Annotated in this window: 16 protein-coding genes; 6 read left to right on the plus strand and 10 right to left on the minus strand. The window is 65.3% G+C overall.

Annotated elements, in window-relative coordinates; translation table 11 throughout:
• Positions 1–7: 7 nt before the first annotated feature.
• Genes RX330_RS24590 through RX330_RS24600 form a run of 3 tightly spaced genes read left to right on the plus strand, consistent with a single transcriptional unit; the run spans position 8 to position 2,752 of the window.
• Complete coding sequence (locus RX330_RS24590) at positions 8–1,054, plus strand: ABC transporter substrate-binding protein (RefSeq protein WP_317240158.1); 1,047 nt, start codon at positions 8–10, stop codon at positions 1,052–1,054.
• A 19-nt stretch (positions 1,055–1,073) separates the two neighbouring features.
• A complete protein-coding gene (locus RX330_RS24595; protein WP_212092936.1) occupies positions 1,074–1,937 on the plus strand; it encodes an ABC transporter permease in 864 nt (287 codons plus the stop codon).
• The gene (locus tag RX330_RS24600; RefSeq protein WP_317240159.1) at positions 1,937–2,752 is read left to right on the plus strand and encodes an ABC transporter permease; all 816 of its coding nucleotides are present in this window, start codon (positions 1,937–1,939) and stop codon (positions 2,750–2,752) included. The genes RX330_RS24595 and RX330_RS24600 overlap by 1 nt, the downstream gene beginning before the upstream one ends.
• On the opposite strand, the gene RX330_RS24605 is transcribed toward RX330_RS24600, so the two are convergent.
• A complete protein-coding gene (locus RX330_RS24605; protein WP_317240160.1) occupies positions 2,753–3,088 on the minus strand; it encodes a hydroxyisourate hydrolase in 336 nt (111 codons plus the stop codon).
• A gap of 26 nt (positions 3,089–3,114) precedes the next feature.
• Here RX330_RS24605 and RX330_RS24610 point away from each other — a divergent pair, with 26 nt between their 5' ends.
• From RX330_RS24610 to RX330_RS24620, 3 genes are all read left to right on the plus strand, one after another.
• On the plus strand, positions 3,115–4,311 hold the full coding sequence (locus tag RX330_RS24610) for an MFS transporter (RefSeq protein ID WP_317240161.1): 1,197 nt from the start codon (positions 3,115–3,117) through the stop codon (positions 4,309–4,311).
• Positions 4,292–5,671 (plus strand): amidase, encoded by a 1,380-nt coding sequence (locus RX330_RS24615; protein WP_317240162.1) that lies wholly within the window; start codon positions 4,292–4,294, stop codon positions 5,669–5,671. Before RX330_RS24610 ends, RX330_RS24615 begins: the two co-directional genes overlap by 20 nt.
• A gap of 267 nt (positions 5,672–5,938) precedes the next feature.
• Positions 5,939–6,835, plus strand: coding sequence for a LysR substrate-binding domain-containing protein (locus tag RX330_RS24620; protein ID WP_212092941.1), 897 nt, complete (start codon positions 5,939–5,941; stop codon positions 6,833–6,835).
• Here RX330_RS24620 and RX330_RS24625 read toward each other — a convergent pair.
• From RX330_RS24625 to RX330_RS24665, 9 genes are all read right to left on the minus strand, one after another.
• Positions 6,832–8,295: an amidase gene (locus RX330_RS24625; protein ID WP_317240163.1), complete on the minus strand. Its 1,464-nt coding sequence runs from the start codon at positions 8,293–8,295 to the stop codon at positions 6,832–6,834. The genes RX330_RS24620 and RX330_RS24625 overlap by 4 nt on opposite strands.
• Before the next feature lie 16 nt (positions 8,296–8,311).
• The gene (locus RX330_RS24630; protein WP_317240164.1) at positions 8,312–9,109 is read right to left on the minus strand and encodes an FAD binding domain-containing protein; all 798 of its coding nucleotides are present in this window, start codon (positions 9,107–9,109) and stop codon (positions 8,312–8,314) included.
• 11 nt (positions 9,110–9,120) lie between these two features.
• Positions 9,121–11,508 carry a xanthine dehydrogenase family protein molybdopterin-binding subunit gene (locus tag RX330_RS24635; protein WP_317240165.1) on the minus strand — a complete coding sequence of 796 codons (2,388 nt, stop codon included), beginning with the start codon at positions 11,506–11,508 and terminating at the stop codon, positions 9,121–9,123.
• Between the two features lie 2 nt (positions 11,509–11,510).
• Positions 11,511–11,996, minus strand: a complete 486-nt coding sequence (locus RX330_RS24640) for a (2Fe-2S)-binding protein (protein WP_317240166.1) — start codon at positions 11,994–11,996, stop codon at positions 11,511–11,513.
• A 27-nt stretch (positions 11,997–12,023) separates the two neighbouring features.
• On the minus strand, positions 12,024–13,130 hold the full coding sequence (locus RX330_RS24645) for an ABC transporter ATP-binding protein (protein ID WP_317240167.1): 1,107 nt from the start codon (positions 13,128–13,130) through the stop codon (positions 12,024–12,026).
• 7 nt (positions 13,131–13,137) lie between these two features.
• On the minus strand, positions 13,138–14,043 hold the full coding sequence (locus RX330_RS24650) for an ABC transporter permease (protein WP_317240168.1): 906 nt from the start codon (positions 14,041–14,043) through the stop codon (positions 13,138–13,140).
• On the minus strand, positions 14,040–14,924 hold the full coding sequence (locus tag RX330_RS24655) for an ABC transporter permease (protein ID WP_317240169.1): 885 nt from the start codon (positions 14,922–14,924) through the stop codon (positions 14,040–14,042). Before RX330_RS24655 ends, RX330_RS24650 begins: the two co-directional genes overlap by 4 nt.
• Before the next feature lie 80 nt (positions 14,925–15,004).
• A complete protein-coding gene (locus RX330_RS24660; RefSeq protein WP_317240170.1) occupies positions 15,005–16,354 on the minus strand; it encodes a PotD/PotF family extracellular solute-binding protein in 1,350 nt (449 codons plus the stop codon).
• A gap of 305 nt (positions 16,355–16,659) precedes the next feature.
• Positions 16,660–17,784 (minus strand): mandelate racemase/muconate lactonizing enzyme family protein, encoded by a 1,125-nt coding sequence (locus tag RX330_RS24665; protein ID WP_317240171.1) that lies wholly within the window; start codon positions 17,782–17,784, stop codon positions 16,660–16,662.
• Positions 17,785–17,797: the final 13 nt, after the last annotated feature.

Here is a 17,797-nt window from a genome sequence, read left to right on the forward strand (position 1 = left end):
GTTCGACATGATCATGAACCGCCGAAGCCTGATGACGACCGCACTCACACTCGGCGCCATGAAGGCGTTTCCCGGACTGAGCTTTGCCCAGGCCCGTCCGCTGGTGTTCGCGACCTTCACCGGGAGCTGGGAGGAAGCGCACAAGGCCGTGCTGGTGCCGGCGTTCCGGAAGGCCAACGCCGATGCAGCGATGGTGCTCGACCCCATGCTTTCGGTCGACCAGATCGCGAAGGTGAACGCAGCCAAGGCCAATCCGCCGATCGACGTCATGCTGCACGATCCGGGTCCTGCCCTCGTCGCGGTCGGCCAGGACCTCGTCGAGCCCTACCCGGTCGAGAAGAGCACCTATTACAAGGACCTGATCGCCGAGGCGCAGGAACCGATGGGCCCCGCCCCGTTCTTCCAGGTGGTCGGCCTCACCTACAACCCGGAATCCGTCAAGACACCACCGACCTCGTGGGCCGATCTCTGGAAGCCCGAGTTCAAGGGCCGCGTCGGCATCACCAACCTCAACTCCACGCTCGGCACCGGCTGGCTGGTCGAGATCGCCAAGATGCGCGGCGGCTCGGAAGCCAATGTCGATCCCGCTTTCAAGGCGCTGGAGGAGCTGAAGCCCAATCTCGCCGCGGTCGCGGCCAACCCCGGTGCGCTCGCCACCTTGTTCCAGCAGGGCCAGATCGACATCTCGCCCGGCAACTTCAACGCCATCCAGATCCTGAAAGCGCGCGGCGTGCCGGTCGAGTTCGTGGCGCCGAAGGAAGGCGCCATCGCCTTCAAGACCACGATCCACATCGTCAAGAACTCGCCGAACCGCGAGCTTGCCTTCAAGTTGATCGAGGCTGCGCTGACGCCGGAGGTGCAGACCACTCTGATGAACCCGCCCTATCTGATCGTGCCGACCAATTCCAAGGTGACGATGGGCGGCGAGATCGCGCGCGTGCTGGCCAAGGATACCGCCGAGCTGAAGCAGAAATTCGTGTTCCAGGACTGGAAGAAGATCAACGAGCAGCGCTCGGCCTGGATCGAGCGCTTCAACCGCGAGATCAAGATCTAGCATATCGGGGGATCCGGCGATGGGCGCAGCACCGGCATCACGCGACGTGACATCCCACGGAATGGGGTTGGCAGCGCCGCTGGCGCTGTTCTTCCTGCTGTTCTTCGTCGCCCCGCTGCTGCAACTGCTCTGGCTCTCGCTGCACAACGACACGGCCGGGCTCCATTGGGGGCTCGGCCAATACCTGCACTTCCTCACCGATCCTTTCAGCCTCAGCGTGCTCGGCTCGACGCTGCTGCTCGGCGCCGAGGTGACGGCCGTGTGCCTCGTGCTCGGCTTTCCCGTCGCGTGGCTCTACCAGCGGGTCGGACCAAAGCTCCAGACCGTCATCATCCTGATCGTGCTGCTGCCGCTTCTGACCAGCGTCGTGGTCCGCACCTTCGCCTGGATCGTGATCCTGGGCCGCCAGGGCATCATCAATGCGACGCTGCAGTCGCTCGGCATGATCGATACACCGCTCAAAATGCTCTACACCCAGTTCGGCGTCGTCATCGCGCTGGCGCAGGTGCAGATGCCGTTGATGACGCTTCCGCTGATCACCGCGCTCGGCCGGATCGATCCCAATCTCGACGACGCCTCCTGCTCGCTCGGCGCCGGGAGCTGGCGTACCTTCTTCAGGGTCGTGCTGCCGCTGTCGCTGCCCGGGGTGATTGCCGGATGCACGCTGACCTACGCGGCCGCCATCACGGCCTTCATCACGCAATCGCTGATCGGCGGCGGGCAGATGCTGTTCATGCCGATGTATCTGTATCAGCAGGCCTCGACACTGCAGAACTGGCCGTTTGCGTCCGCGATCTCGATCATCTTCCTGCTCGCCGTGCTCGCGGTCGTCTCCGTCTTCACCACGCTCGGCCGCCTCTCGCGCGGCTATGGAGGCGCGTGATGGCCGGCCGCAAGCGCACTCTGGAAGCGATCAGCTTCGAGCTCGTGATGACGCTGATAGCTCTGATCGCGCTGATCATCATCATCGCGCCCTCGCTCGTGGTGCTGATCGTCTCCTTCACCAGCGGATTCTCGCTGCGATTCCCCCCGCCCGGCTATTCGCTGCGATGGTATGTCGAGCTGTGGAATGCCTGGCAGCTGCACTTCGCGGCGAAGAACAGCCTCATCGTCGCGCTGTGGGCAACCAGCCTGTCGGTCGTGCTCGGCGTCACGGCCGCGCTGGCGATCTCGCGGTCGCGGACGCTGTCGGCACGGCTGCTCGATTCCCTCTTCATGTCGCCGCTGGTGCTGCCGGCGCTGGCCTTCGGCCTTGCCGCCCTGATGCTGTTCTCGCTGGTCGGCCTGCCGGTGTCGCCGCTGACGCTGGTGATCGGCCACACCGTGGTCTGCGTGCCCTATGTCGTGCGCAACACGGTCGCGGCGCTCGCCCAACTGGAGCCGACCCTGCTCGAAAGCTCGGCGGTGCTCGGCGCCAGCCGCCTCTACACGTTCCGCCGCATCGTGCTGCCGCTGATCCGGCCGGGCATCATCGCAGGCGCCTTCATCGCCTTCATGTCGTCCTTCGACAACGTGCCGGTGTCGCTGTTCCTGCGCGATGCCGCGACCGACATGCTGCCGATCCGGATGTGGCAGGACCTCGAGGGCAAGCTCGACGTCACCATCGCGGCGCTGTCGGGCGTGCTGATCATCGCGACCGTCGCGCTGGTCGCGATCATGGAGCGCGTGACGGGCCTGTCGCGGCGGCTGACGAACTGATCAGGCGCCCCGAAACAGCGAATAGCCCCAGCGCGTGAATTTCAGCGGCAGGTGGAAATGCTCGTCAACGTTCTTGATGCGAAAGCGAAACGGCGTCACGGTCAGGAAGCCATCGCTGTCGCCGAAGAACTCGCCGAGATGAAACATCACCTCGTACTCGCCTGCCGAGATGCCCTCGCCTTGCGCAATGGGATGATCGAGCGCGCCGTTGCCGCCGAGCCGTCCGTCGGCGAGGCGCAGCTGCTCCGGATCGATCCGCCATATCTCGACGCGCAGCCCCTGCGCAGGCCGTCCGCTCGCCACGTCGACCGCATGAATGGAAATGCCGCCTGCCACCAAATTCCTCCCGTGAACGCAGCGCCATGGTAGACGCAAACACAGCCGTTCGGCCAGAGCCCGCGCTGCTGCCGGCCCTGGCAGCGATGACATGGCTCCAGGCCCTGGTGGCGCTTGCCCTGTTCGCGCCCGGCGTGATCGCGCCGCGCGCCCATATCGAGGTCTGGCAGCTTTCGCTGTTCTCCTGCGCAGTGTTCGCGGTCGGCATCCCCGCTTCGTTCTGGGGCGGCGGCTTCATCGCGAGCATGGGCTCGCTGCGGATGGCAAGCCTGTGCGCAGCGGCCATCATCGTCAGCATGGCGCTGGCCTCGCTCGGTTCGACGGCGGCGCTGCTCGCCGCCGGCCTCTGCCTGGGCCTCGCCTTCGGACCGGAAACACCTGCCAGCGCGGCGTTGCTGGCTCGGCTCGTGACGGCCGAGCGCCGCGCCTTCGTGTTCTCGGTCCGCCAGACCGGGAATCAGATCGGCGCCGTCTGCGGCTCGCTGGTCTTGCCCGCGATCGCCATCACGCTGGGACCTGTCTGGTGCTATGCGGCGGTCGGCGCGTGCGCGCTGCTGGCAATCCTGCTGTTCGAGCGACTGCGTCCGGCTTATGGCGCCAAGGCCGCACCGCCGCCGAAACTCGACCTCCGTGCGCGACTGGCGCTGGTGACCGCGGACCGGCGGATCGCGATGCTCGCGCTGGCCTCGATGCCGTTCAGCGCGATGCAGGTGTCGCTGAACACCGTGTTCGTCACGCTCGGCACCCGCGAGCTCGGGCTCAGCCATATCGAGGCCGGCATGGCGCTCGCCTGCGCGCAAGCCGGCGGCCTCCTCGGCCGTCTGGGCTGGGGCTATGTCGCGATGCGGCTCGACGCCTCACGCGGCGTCCTCGTCGTGATCGGGCTCGGCATGGCGTTCTGCGCCGCGCTGCTCGGCCTCGACGGCGCATCGCTCGGTCGCACCTGGCAGTTTGCGGTTGCAGCGCTGTTCGGCCTGACAGCCTCGGGCTGGAACGGCGTCTTCATCGCGGAGATCGCCCGCCTCGCCCCGCAGGACCGGATCGGCGACACCGCGGGCGCGGTGCTGACCGCCTCCTATGCCGGCCTGCTGGCGGCGCCTGCGCTGGTGTCGATCCTGGACGGTGTGGCCGGCCTTGGCGCGGCCTTCTTTGCCTTGGCGTGCCTGGCTCTCTGCGGCACAGTGGCGCTGATCCGGGGAGGCCATGACGAAGCCGGCACATAGCGCCCGCGAGATCGCAGCCGATGTCGCGGCCGGGCGGACGAGCGCCGCCGAAACCGCAAAGGCCGCGCTCGCGCGCATCGAGGCCGCCAAGGCGCTGAACGCGGTCGTCGCAACCGATCCTGCCCGCACGCTGGCCGATGCCGCGGCTGTCGACGAGCGCCTGCGCGCCGGCGAGACGATGGCGCTCTCCGGCGTCCCCGTCGTGGTCAAGGACAACATCTGGGCCGGCGGCTGGCGGGTGACGCAAGGCTCGCGCCTGTTCGCCGATTTCATCGCGCCGCAGGATGCGATTGCGATCGAGCGGCTGCGCCGGGCCGGCGCCGTCATCGTCGGCATCGGAGCGACGTCCGAGTTTGCCTGCAAGGGGGTGACGACCTCGCCGTTATATGGCCCGACCCGGCATCCTCTCGATCCCTCGCTGACGCCCGGCGGCTCATCGGGCGGTCCCGCCGTCGCCGTCGCGGCCGGCCTCGTGCCGCTCGCGATCGGCACCGATGCCGGCGGCTCCAGCCGCCGGCCCCCGGCCCATGTCGGCGTCGCCGGCTTCAAGCCGTCCTATGGCGCGATCCCCTATGGGCCCGGCTTCGCCGAGCCGTTCTTCGGCCTCTCCGTCATTGCACCGATCGCCGCCGACATTGCCGATATCGCGCTCGCGTTCGAAACGATGGCCGGCGTCGATGCGCGCGATCCGGATGCCGCGACGATCGCTCGCGACAGCGGCGAGCTCTCGGGCTTGCGCATCGCCTTCTCGCCGCGCCTTGGACTTGATGCCGCCGTTGATCAGGCCGTCGCCGACGGCGTCTCTCTGGCCGTCCAGCGTCTCGCCGCGGCTGGGCTACGGATCGCCGAATGTGATCCCGCCTGGCCTGCGGTCGCGACCGAAGAAGCCATCATGCCACTTCAACATGCCGGCCTCGCGGCGCTTTATGGCGATGTCTTCCGCCAGGATCCGAGCCTGTTCGATCCTGATATCGCCAACCAGATCGAGCGGGGGCTGTCGTGGTCGGGCGCAGAGGTCGCCGGCGCGCTGGTCGCAAGCGCTGCAATCGCCAGGGCATTTGCGGCGTTCCTTGGCGCGTTCGACCTGCTGCTGACGCCAACCGTTCCATGCGTCGCGTGGCCATTGACGCAGCTCGGCCCGGACACGATCGGCGGAAAGGCCGCAAGCCCGCGCGCCCACGCGACGTTCACGCCCTTTGTCAATCATGCCTGCCTGCCGGCGATTTCGATTCCATGCGGAACGGATCGGAGCGGACTGCCATTCGCCCTCCAGATCATCGCTGCGCGCGGACAAGACCGAATGCTACTTGGAGCAGCGCGACAGATTGAGGCGGTGCTGCGAACGCAAGTGCCGCCGTAGATGTTTCTCCCAACGCCTGCTCACATTGGCGGCCGTGGATCTCCCGGCGTACCGGTTGCGCAAAGCGACCTTCTAACCAGTTGAAAAAATTGAACTCTAAGCTCCAACCCGTCACGGGCAAGTTTGAGCTGGCTTCAGCCGAGAAAATCCAGGTTAATCAAGCGTCGGTGGCACGTCAGACGCTGAGGTTCGAGCCGGATGCGCAACACGTTTCCCGCGAAACTGTAGCATGGAAATTGCATCGAAGTCGGGCGAAACGAGCGCCGAATGAACCTTATCAGTCTCGACATCCGCATGCTTCGGTCCTTGATCTCGGTCGTGGAGACCGGCAGCATCACCGAGACGGCGCGGCGGCTCGGCCGGACCCAACCAGCCATCACCCTGCAATTGCAGCGGCTGGAGGTGCTGACCGGCAAGCAGCTCTTCCTGCAGGGCGGCCGCAGGATGACACTGACCGAGGACGGCACGACCGTCCTCACCTACGCCAAATCCATCCTGAGGTTGCATGACGAGCTGATTTCGCAGCTTGCGTCGCAGGAGATCGAGGGACAGGTCGTGCTCGGCACGCCCGACCTCTACGCGGCATTCATGCTGCCGCAGATTCTCAGCGTGTTCCGAAAATCCTTTCCGCGCGTCCAGGTCGAGCTCAACTGCGCGCTGTCGACGCCGCTGGTCGGCCTCGTCAAGCGCGGCGATGTCGACATCGCGCTCGTCACCCGGATGAACGATTTCACCGGCGGCCAAGTGGTGCGGCGCGAGCAGCTGGTCTGGATGACCGGCGAGCAGTCCGCCGCGCATCAGGAACGGCCGATCCCGCTCGCGCTATTGCCGCCGGGCAACATCTATCGCGACTACGCGATCGATACGCTGGAACGCGGGAATTTGCGCTGGCGCATCGCCTGTGTCAGCGAAAGCGTGGGCGGACTACAAGCCGCGGCCTTCGCCGGTATGGCCGTCACCGTGCTCGGCCGCAGCGCGCTGGTGCCGGCGATGCGCGAGATCGGGCCGAACGAGGGCCTGCCGCCGCTGCCGAAGATCGAGTTGCTGCTCTACAAGTCGAGCGGCGCCACGTCGAAAGCGGCCACCGCCCTGCACGACTATCTCGCGCACTATCTGCGCCTCAACGAAGAGCTCAGCGGCCGCGGGCCGATCGAATTGTCCTAGCGCAACGCCAGCTGCGGCCAGAACTTCGCCCAGGGCTGCGCCGCTTCGAACGCGGCGGCGATGCGGAAAAGCATGGGCTCGTCGAGCCAGGGCGCGATGATCTGAAGCCCGATCGGCATGCCATCGCGATCGAAGCCGCAAGGCAGCGTCGCCGCCGGAAGGCCGGCGAGATTGATCGGCCACGTAAAAGGTGACCAGCCGAGATGCTGATCGACCTTGCGGCCGTCGATCGTGCCGACGCCGATCTGCCCGGCCTCGAACGCGGTGACGGCGACTGTGGGCGTCACCAGCACATCCACACGCTCGAACAGTTTGACGAAGGCACTGCGCGCCTGACCGCGGCGGTAACTCGCTTCGATATAGTCCGTGCCGCTGTAGCTCCGTCCAGCGCTGACGACATCGCGATAGTCGGCTTCCGAACTTGCAAGATCGGCAGCAGTCTTGGTCGCGACGGCGGCCGCCTGCTCGGTGAACGCGATCGGCTTCAACGTATGCTCCAGGATGTCGGGATCGAGACCCGGGCCGTCCATGGTGACCTGTGCGCCGCAGGAATCGAGAACGGCGAGCGCCTTGCCAAAGGCCGCGCAGACATCGGGGCTGACGGCGGCGTAGCCGAGATCGGCGCTGGCTGCGATACGAATCCCATCCAAGCGCCCTGCGTCCGTATTGAAGCGACGCGCGGAGACGGGAACGCTTGCCGCATCGCGCAGATCGTAGCCCGCGATGACCTGCAGCGTCAGCGCGGCATCGGCGACGGTCCGCGTGATCGGCCCGGTATGCGCGAGCGAAGCCCAGGACGGCGGCGAGAAGCCCGGCGAGCGCGGCACGAGGCCGAAAGTCGGCTTCAACCCGAACACACCGCAAAACGACGACGGCACACGGATCGAGCCGACGCCGTCGGTGCCTATCGCGATCGGGCCGCAGCCGGCAGCGACGCCGGCCGCTGCGCCGCCGCTCGACCCACCGCTCGTGCGACCGGGATTCCACGGATTGCGCGTCGTGCCGGTGACCGGACTGTCGGCCGTTAATTTGTAACCGGACTCGCAGGTGGTGGTTTTGCAGGTGATGATCGCGCCCGATGCCTTCAGCGCCGACACGACGGCGGCATCCATCTCGGGCACAAAACTCTTGTTCATCGGCGAGCCGGCATAGGCTGGCACGCCCGCGACGAAGACCAGATCCTTGATCGTGACGGGCACGCCTGCGAGCGGACCTTTGGCTTCGCCCGCGCGCATCTCCCTGGTAAGTCGATCAGCCTCCGCCCTCGCCTGCTCGTACATCGGCGTCACCACCGCGTTGCAGGTCTCGTTCGCCGCCTGAAGGGCTGCAATCGTGTCGTCAACAACGTCACGCGGAGTGAATTCCCCGCGCCGGTAGCCGGCCATGATCTCGGTTGCAGAAAGCGCGCCGAGGCCAGTCGGCGCCGGCGGAAAGGCCGTTCGGCCGGAACCATCAGTCATCATCAACCCTAAAGAGCTAGCTTAGCGCCGCGTCGACGGCGCGCTTGGCCATGACCGTGACGAGATGCGCACGGTAGTCGGCTTCGGCGTGGATATCGGAGGTGAGACCGTCGGTGTCGATCTTGATCGCGGCGACCGCGGATGGATCGAAATTGCCCGAGAGCGCCGCCTCCATCGGTGGCACACGGAACACGCCGGAGCCCGCTCCGGTCACGGCCACGCGAACCTCGTCAGCGAACTTCGCGACGAACACGCCGACCAGCGCATAGCGCGAAGCCGGCGCCTTGAACTTCGCGTACCCCGCCTTGGTCGGCACTGGGAAGCGAAGCGCCGTGATGATCTCGCCGGGTTCGAGCGCGGTTTCGAACAAGCCGCGGAAGAACTTGTCGGCCGCGATTTCGCGCGTGCTCGTGACGATGGTCGCACCGAGACCGAGCACGGCGGCGGGATAGTCGGCCGCCGGATCGTTGTTTGCGACCGAGCCGCCGATCGTGCCGCGGCTGCGCACCGCGGGATCGCCGATCATGGACGCGAGAGCCGCGAGACCGGGGATCTTCGCCTGCACCAGCTTCGAGGCCGCCACCACCGCATGCGGTGTCATCGCGCCGACGACGATGGTGGCGTCGTCGTCGGTGATACCCTTCAGGTTTTCGAGCTTCGAAAGGTCGATCAAGGCAGGCGGACTGGCCAGCCGCTGCTTCAGCGTCGGGATCAGCGTCATGCCGCCCGCAACGAGCTTGCTGTCCTCGATGGAGGTCAGCAGCTTCGCGGCGTCGGGAAGCTGGTGCGGCTGGTGATAGGCAAATGGCCTCATTGATATTCTCCCTATTCCGCGGCGACCGGCAGCGACGCGTTTTGCAGCAGGCGCCAGATCCGGTTCGGCGTCGCCGGCATGTCGACATGGGTGACGCCGAGATGCGACAGCGCATCGACCACCGCATTGATGACGGCGGCCGGCGAGCCGATGGTACCGACCTCACCGCACCCCTTCACGCCCATCGGCGTATGCGTGCACAGTGTCGAATGGGTCGCGACCTTCATCATGGGCATGTGGTCGGCGCGCGGCATGCAGTAGTCCATCAGAGAACCCGACAGCAATTGGCCGGAGCCCTCGTCATAGACCGCGTTCTCGAACAGCGCCTGGCCAACGCCCTGCACGATGCCGCCGTGCAACTGGCCCTCCACGATCATGGGATTGATGACCGTGCCGACGTCGTCGACGGCCGTGTAATTGACGAGCGTCACCGTGCCGGTCTCCGGATCGACTTCGACCTCGGCGATGTGACAGCCGCCGGGATAGGTGAAGTTGACGGGATCGTAATAGGCTTGCTCTTCCAGCCCCGGCTCAAGCACTTCGAGCGGATAATCATGCGGCACGTAGGCGGCGCCCGCGATCTCCTCGAACGTCTTCATGCGGTCCGTGCCGGTGACGGAAAACCTGCCCGCCTCGAACTGGATATCGACCTCGGCAGCCTCGAGCAGATGGGAGGCGATCTTCTTGCCCTTGGCGATCACCTTGTCCGTCGCCTTCGACAGTGCCGCGCCGCCGACCACCAGGGAGCGCGAGCCATAGGTGCCCATGCCGAACTGCACGCGATCGGTATCGCCGAACACAATGTCGATATTCTCAAAGGCCACGCCGAGCTTCTCGGACACGATCTGCGCGAACGTGGTCTCGTGGCCCTGGCCGTGGTTGTGGGTGCCGATCATGACCGTGACCTGGCCGGTCGGATGCACGCGCACCGTCGCGCTCTCGTAGAGGCCGCCACGCGCGCCCAACCGGCCCGCAAAGCGCGATGGCGCAAGGCCGCAGGCCTCGACATAGGTCGAGTAGCCGAGCCCGCGGAATTTTCCCTTGCTGGCCGACGCCGCCTTGCGCACCCCGAAACTCTTCACGTCTGCCGCAACCAGCGCGCCGTCGAGACAGCCCATCGGATCGCCGGAATCGTACTGCACGAGCACCGGGGTCTGATACGGATAGGCTTCCTTCGGGATCATGTTGCGGCGGCGGATCTCGACGCGGTCAATGCCCATCTCGCTGGCTGCGACATCGACGATGCGCTCCAGCACGAAGGTGGCCTCGGGCCGGCCCGCGCCGCGGTAGGCGTCAACGGGCACGGTGTTGGTGAAGACGACCTTCACGTTGCAGTAGATCGCGGGCGTAGTATAGACGCCGCCGAGCAAGGGACCGTAGAGATTGGTCGGAATGTTCGGCCCGAAAGTCGAGAGATAGCCGCCCATATTGGCCAGCGTATTGACACGGAATGCGAGAAACTTTCCGGTCTCGTCAAGTGCGAGCTCGGCTTCGGTCACGTGATCGCGCCCGTGGCGGTCCGAGACGTAGCCTTCCGAGCGGCTTGCCACCCACTTGATCGGACGATGGACGCGTTTGGCGGCCCAGGTGATTACTGCTTCCTCGCCGTAATGGAACTGCTTGACGCCGAAACCGCCGCCAACGTCGGGGGCGACCACCCGCAGCTTGTGTTGCGGGATGTTGAGGACCAGCGCGCCCATCAGAAACCGCACGACATGCGGAAACTGGCTCGTGGTCCACAGCGTAAAGCGATCCGTGCCGGGTTCGTACTCGGCGATCGCCGCGCGCGGCTCCATGGGGTTGCCGATCAGGCGATTGTTGACCAGACTGAGCCTTGCGACGTGTGCCGCCTTCCGGAACGCCGTCTCGACCGCGGCCTTGTCGCCGAGCTCCCAGTCGCAGCAGATATTGTTCGGCACGTCCTCGAACAATTGCGGCGCGCCAGGCCGCACCGCTTCGAGCACGCCGACCACGGACGGCAACACCTCGTAGTCGACCTTCAATAGCTCGGCCGCGGCATTCGCCTGCTCCGGCGTCTCCGCGACGACGAAGGCCACCATGTCTCCGACAAAGCGCACCTTGTCCTGCGCAAGCATCGGGAAAGGCGGCTCCTTCATCGGAACGCCCTTGGCGTCGGAGATCCCCCAGCCGCAGGGCAGCGTGCCCAGCTTGTCGGTCGCGACATCCTCCCCGGTCAGCACGGCGACGACGCCGGGTGCGGCCAGCGCCGCGCTCTTGTCGATGCCGCGCAGCACCGCGTGGCCATGCGGCGAGCGCACGAACACGCCCGCCGTCATGCCGGGGCGCTTGATGTCGGAGACGTAATTTCCGCGTCCGGTGAGGAAGCGCTGGTCTTCCTTGCGCTTCGGTGCGGCGCCGATACCGATCACATTGCCCATGGTCACTCTCCCTTGGCGGCATTCATGGCGGCGGCGCCTGCCATCACCGAGACGACGATGTTCTGGTAGCCGGTGCATCGGCAGATGTTGCCTTCGAGACCGTGACGGACATCGGCCTCGGTCAGATCAGGCTTCCCGGCCGCGAGCGCGACCGCCGTCATCAGCATGCCGGGCGTACAGAAGCCGCATTGCAGGCCATGATGCTCGCGAAAGGCCTCCTGCATCGGATGCATCTGGTTCGAGCCAGGTGCGCCCTGAAGACCTTCGATCGTGAGCAACGTCGCGCCAACAAGCGCTGGCGCCAGCAGCGTGCAGCTTTTCACCGGCAAGCCGTCGAGATGGACCACGCAGGCGCCGCACTGGCTGGTGTCACAGCCGATATGGGTACCGGTGAGGTTGAGCTGCTCGCGCAGGAGCTCGGTGACGAGCGTCGCCGGCTCGACATCGACTGTGGTAGGCCGTCCGTTGAGTGTGAAGGATATCTGCACGATCAGCTCCTGTGCGCGACGGCTCTCTTAGGCGAGTGGAAGGGCGCTGCCCGTGGCCCAGGTGGCCATCACGACATCGCCGACGGTGAAGGGATCCGCGAAGAAGGTCTTTTCCGGCACATAGGCGACGAACCCGTCGTCCGGCACGGTGTCGAGCATGACCTTGACGAAATAGCCCTGGTATTCGATCGCCAGGACGCGGCTCGGCAGCGACGTCGTGCAGCCGGGCGGCAATTCCTTGCCCGACCTGACCAGCACCACGTCGTCGCGGCGCACGGCGATATCGACCTTGTCGCCGACGCTGACGGTCGAGCGCGCCTGAAGCGGCACCTCGATGCCATCGGGTGCGGCCTGCGCCAGCGTAAAGCTCGCACCGTTGACCTTCTCGACCCGCCCCGACAGCACATTCTGTCCGCCCATGAACTCGGCCACATAGCGATCGTGCGGATGCGCGTAGACCTCGCGCGCCGGCCCCGCCTGCTTGATCTTGCCCTGCTCCATCACCACGACGAGATCGGCGAGGGCAATCGCCTCGAGCTGGGTGTGGGTGACATGGATGAAGGTGATTCCGAGCTCCTGCTGCATCCGCCGCAGCTCCTGGCGCATCTGCACCCGGAGCTGCTCGTCGAGCGCGGAGAGTGGCTCGTCAAGCAGGAGCACGCGGGGCTCGGTGATCGCGGCACGCGCCAGCGCCACGCGCTGTTGCTGACCACCTGAGAGCTGCGCCGGCAGCCGGTCGGCGAATTGCGTCAGGCGCACCTTCTCGATCATGGCGTCGGCCGAACGCAGGCGATCGGCCTTCGGCATGCCGCGCACCCGCAGTGCAAAGGCGATGTTCTCGCGCACGGTCAGGTGCGGGAACAGCGCGTAGGACTGGAACATCATCGCGGTACGCCGCTGCACCGGCGCCAGCCCGACGACATTCTGGCCACCGATCACGATCTCGCCCGCGGTCGGATCCTCATGGCCGGCGATCATGCGCAGGATGGTGGTCTTGCCGCAGCCGGAGGGGCCGATGAAGCAGCAATAGGCGCCATCCGCGATCTTCAGGTTGACGGCATCGACCACGTAGGTCGCGCCGTCAAAGCTCTTGCAGACCCCTGCCAGTTCGATATCGCCGCGATCTCTCTTCATTCCCAGCTCAACCCTTTGCCTGGCCGCCGCGCTTCGTCTGGATCAGCACGATGCTGCCCAGGCTCGCACCGATGACGATGAAGGAGATGACGGTCGTCACCGTGCCGAGCGCGTAGAGCGATGGCGAGGTGACGTTCAAGGTCATGCTCCAGATTTCCAGCGGCAGCGTATTCAGCGAGCCCGCGGTCTGGAGACTGCGTGCGAACTCGTCGTAGGACAGCGTGAAACCGAACAGCGCGACTGCGACGAGGCCGGGCGCCAGCACCGGGATCATCACCAGCCGGATCGACTGCCAGCGGTTGGCGCCGAGATCGTAGGCGGCCTCCTCCCAGACGTGATTGAAGCGCGACATCACCGCGAACATCACCAGCACGCCGAACGGCAACGTCCAGGAGAGCTGCGCGCCGAGTGCGGACGTGTACCAGCTCGCGTTCAGCCCGAGGGCCTGGAACAGCAGGCCCGTGCCGAGGCCGAGCACGAGGCCCGGCGCAACCAGGCTGCCGATCATCATATAAAGGACGACAGTGTCGCCGCGGAAGCGTTTGCGAAAGCCGAGCCCGGCGAGGAACGAGACCACTACGGTGATGATGGTGACGATGACCGCCAGCTTGATGGAGCGGTCGAACGAGCCCTTGACGTCGCCGGTGCGTACCTGGGTGAAGAGATCGACGAACCAGTGCAGCGAATGGCCCTTCATCGGAAAGACGAGCCCGCCTCGGATATCCTGGAACGAGAGGATGTAGATGCAGAACATTGGACCGTAGAGAGCGAGCACGTAGAGCACAAACAACGTCGCCAGCACGTAGAACGTCCAGGGCCGGCCGCCCTTGTCCGGCGCGATCGCCTTGGTGGTGGCCGGCGCGACCGTCCGGGACGCGTCGGTTTTTGGCGTGTCGGCAAGAACGGCACTCATCGCGCGATCTCCTGCCTGATGTCGACGGTACGCAGGATCAGCGAGACGAGCGCGACCAGCACCAGCGTCAGCAGCACGGCACTTGCGGCTGCGGTCGGATATTGCAGCACGCCGACATCCTCATAGAACGCGCTCACCACCGAGGCCGAGCCGCCGCCGGACATCACCTTGACCACGAAGAAGTCGCCCATCACGATCGAGACCACGAAGATGGTGCCGAGCGCGATACCGCTCTTGGACATCGGAACCACGATCAGGCGCATGATGTCGAAACGGCTGGCACCGGCGTCGATCGCGGCCTCGATCAGCTTCTTGTCGATCCGTGCCATGGAATTGAAGATCGGCACGATCATGAAGATCGTGAGCTGGTGGACATAGGCGATGACCACGGCGAGGTCGGAGAACAGCAGCACTTCGAGCGGCTGGCGGATCACGCCCATTCCCAGCAGCACCTGATTGATCAAGCCCTCCTTGCCGAGCAACGGGATCCAGGAGATCATCCGGATGATGTTCGAGGTCCAGAACGGCACGGTGCAGAGCAGGAACAGGCCGATCGCAAACAACTGATTGCGGACGTGGAACGCCAGGAAATAGGCAACGAAGAAGCCGATGGCGAGCGTGAAGATCCAGGTCAGCACCGTGAATTTGATGGTCGCCAGGTACAGCTTCAACGTCAGCTGCGAGTGCAGCACTTCGGCATAGCTTGCCAGCGTGAATCCCGGCGTCAGCCCGCCGAAACCGTCGGTGGCGAAGAAGCTCGCAGCCAGCACGACCAGGATCGGCGCCACGAAGAACGGCACGAGCGCCAAGACGAGCGGCGATACATAGAGCCAGCCGGCGAGATTGGCGCGTGACGGAGTTTGAGCTGGATTTGGCTGCATAGCGGCAAACGCCTCGAAGTCGATCTTCTCGCACCGGCGCGTCGCCGCGCCGGCGCTAAGCTACGTGAGGGAAGCAGATTTCAGGCCACCTTGAAGTCGTTCCAGCGCTTGTTCATGTAGGCGGCCTCGTCCATCAGCGTGTTCCAGCACGAGATGTTCTTGACGCGATCGAGGAACGAGCCGCCGTCGCGCTTGGTGCCGGCCTTTTCCATGGGTACGCCGTAGGGGTCGTTGACCGCCTCCGGCGCGGGCTGGCCTTCGTACCAGAACGCCCATTCGGCCGGCGTCAGGAATTTCTTCGCGGTCGAGGGCACCGGGCTGTAGTAGCCGTAGCGCGCGACGAAGCCGCCCTGCCAACCCGACAGATACCAGTTGAGATATTCATAGGCGGCGTCGAGCTTCTTGCCGGAAAGGTGCTTCATCAGGCCCATGCCGTTGCACCAGCCGCGATAGCCTTCCTTGCCGTTCTTGACGTTCACGGGCGCGTAGACGCAGGGGATTTCCTTGACGCGCACCGCGGCAACCGCCGGCGACCACATCGACTGGATCACCACCTCACCCGCCGCCATCAACTGCACCGACTGATCGAAGGTGGTCCAGGTCGCGCGGAACTGGCCCTGCTTCTTCAGCTCGATCAGCTTGTTGCAGGTGAAGTCGATCTCCTCCTTGGTCATGTTGCCCTTGTTACCGTACTTGATCAGCCCGGCGCTTTCGAAGCAGAGCGCAGCGTCCATGATGCCGATCGCTGGCACGTCGAGGATTGCGGCCTTGCCCTTGAACTTGGGGTCGATCAGATCCTTCCACTCGGTCACTTCATGGCCGACGAGGTCGGGCCTGTAGCCGATGGAGTCGGCGTTGTAGACCTGCGGCAGGAAGGTCGCCCATTCGGTGACGCCGTCGTTCAGGTCGGTCGAGTCGGGCTTGGCGATGTACATGGCCTCATAGGGCGAGATGCCCTGGCGCGGGATCTTGTGGCCGTCGATCTCGCCCTTGGTGAAGATCGGAAGGATGTTGTCGAACTCCTTGATCTTCTTGACTTCGATGCCCTGGATCACGCTGCGCTTGGCGGCGAGCTTGGCCTGCCAGCCCTCGAGATCGGCGATGTCGACCGTATTAGGCTGGCTTATGAAGCGGTTGATCGCGGCGGAGGTGTCGAGGTTCTGCATCGTCACCTTGAATCCGAGATCCTTGGCGGCCTGGTCGCCGATCGCCTTCACCACCGAGTAGGACACGCCGACATGGCGCAGCTCGATGTCCTTGATCTCCTGCGCCCAGATGGTCGGAAATCCGCGGATCGCGTCCGACCCTGCGGCCGCGCCCGCAATTGCGGCCGCCCCCTTCAACAGCGTGCGCCGGCTCAGTTTTTTCGCCGATTTGTCGCTCGTCCCCGCCGGACCGGCAGTGGATTTCCCCTCGTCCCTGTCAAGCATGGCAACCCTCGTTGGCTACAATGAACGCTCGCTCCGATCGCCATTGATCGATCGCGACATATGATCAGTTGCGCGTGAGGCTATGGCTGGGATCTTGCGATGTAAAATTGGAAGTAAAAATTCGCGACATAAGCGCGACTAATGGTTCTGCGCTCTGCATTTCATCTCGGCATCCAGCCTAGGAAGGCAGCAACCGCCGGGCTGTCGACCGCCCCGCCCGCGCCTGCGCGACGATCGCACCGAGCTGCGTGTTCTGCGTCTTGCGGCCGTCAGCATCTTCGGTCGCTGACAGGCCTTCCACAGCGCTAGATGCCGCGATAGCGCTCGATACTGGACAGATCAGGCGCGATGCCGAGCCCCGGCTCGTGGTTCAATTCGACCGCGCCGTCCCTGACATTGAGGATGGGGCCGCATAGCAGATCGCGCAACGGATTGTCGTTGGCATCGACTTCCAACCAGCCATCGCCTCCGACGCCGGCAAGGAGGTGCGCGGACGCGAGTAGGCCGATGCCTCCGCCGAGATAATGCGGGCAAAACGTCTTGCCCGCCTTCAGGATGTCGCGAGCCAGGCCGGCACAGACGCTGAGGCCGCCCCATTTCGCGATGTCGGGTTGAACCACGCCGAGCACGTCGTCGGCCAGAACCTCCTTGAATGCGTCGAGGCTCGGAATGTTTTCGCCTGCTGCAATCGGCATCTTCGCCAAAGCGTGCAGCCTGCGCCATTCCTCGCGCGGACGATCGGCGCGGATCGGCTCCTCCAGCCAGCGCAGATCGAATTCGGCAAGCCGCGGCAGCATCTCCATGGCCTGCTCGACCGACCAGCCCTGATTGGCATCGCTCGCAAGCATGCCGGCGCCGACGATACCGCGCAGCGCGGCCAGATTGGCGAGATCGATCTCGGCGCCAAAGCCGACCTTCAGCTTCAGCGCACGATGGCCGCGCCTGAGCGCAGTTTCCGCCGTCTGCGCGGCGCCACCGGGATTGATGCCGCTGGCATAGACCTTGATCTTGTTCGATTGGCCGCCGAGGAACTGCCACAGCGGCAACTTCTCACGGCGCGCTGCGAGATCCCACAGCGCAAGGTCGATGCCTGAAATCGCCTGCGCGAACGGGCCGGGCTCGCCACATTGCAGCGCCAGCACCTCGGTCCCCCCTGTCAGCACCTCGAACGCCTGGACAGGACCGTCGAACTTGCGCCCGACAAGACCCGGCGCCAGCACCTCGTTGACGAGCCGGACGCGATGCTCCGCACCTGGCGCCGGAAAGTTCGACCAGGCTTCGCCCCATCCCTCGACGCCGTCTTCATCGACGGCGCGAACGAAGACGGCGGGACGGTTGAGCATCTTGCCGAACGATGTCACCACCGGCGTCGCCAGCGGATAGCGATAGCAGAACGCCTCGATCGATCGGATGGTGAAGCCGTCAGTCATGTTGCCGAGCCTG

The organism is Bradyrhizobium sp. NDS-1 (genome assembly GCF_032918005.1).
GTDB classification, from domain to species: domain Bacteria; phylum Pseudomonadota; class Alphaproteobacteria; order Rhizobiales; family Xanthobacteraceae; genus Bradyrhizobium; species Bradyrhizobium tunisiense.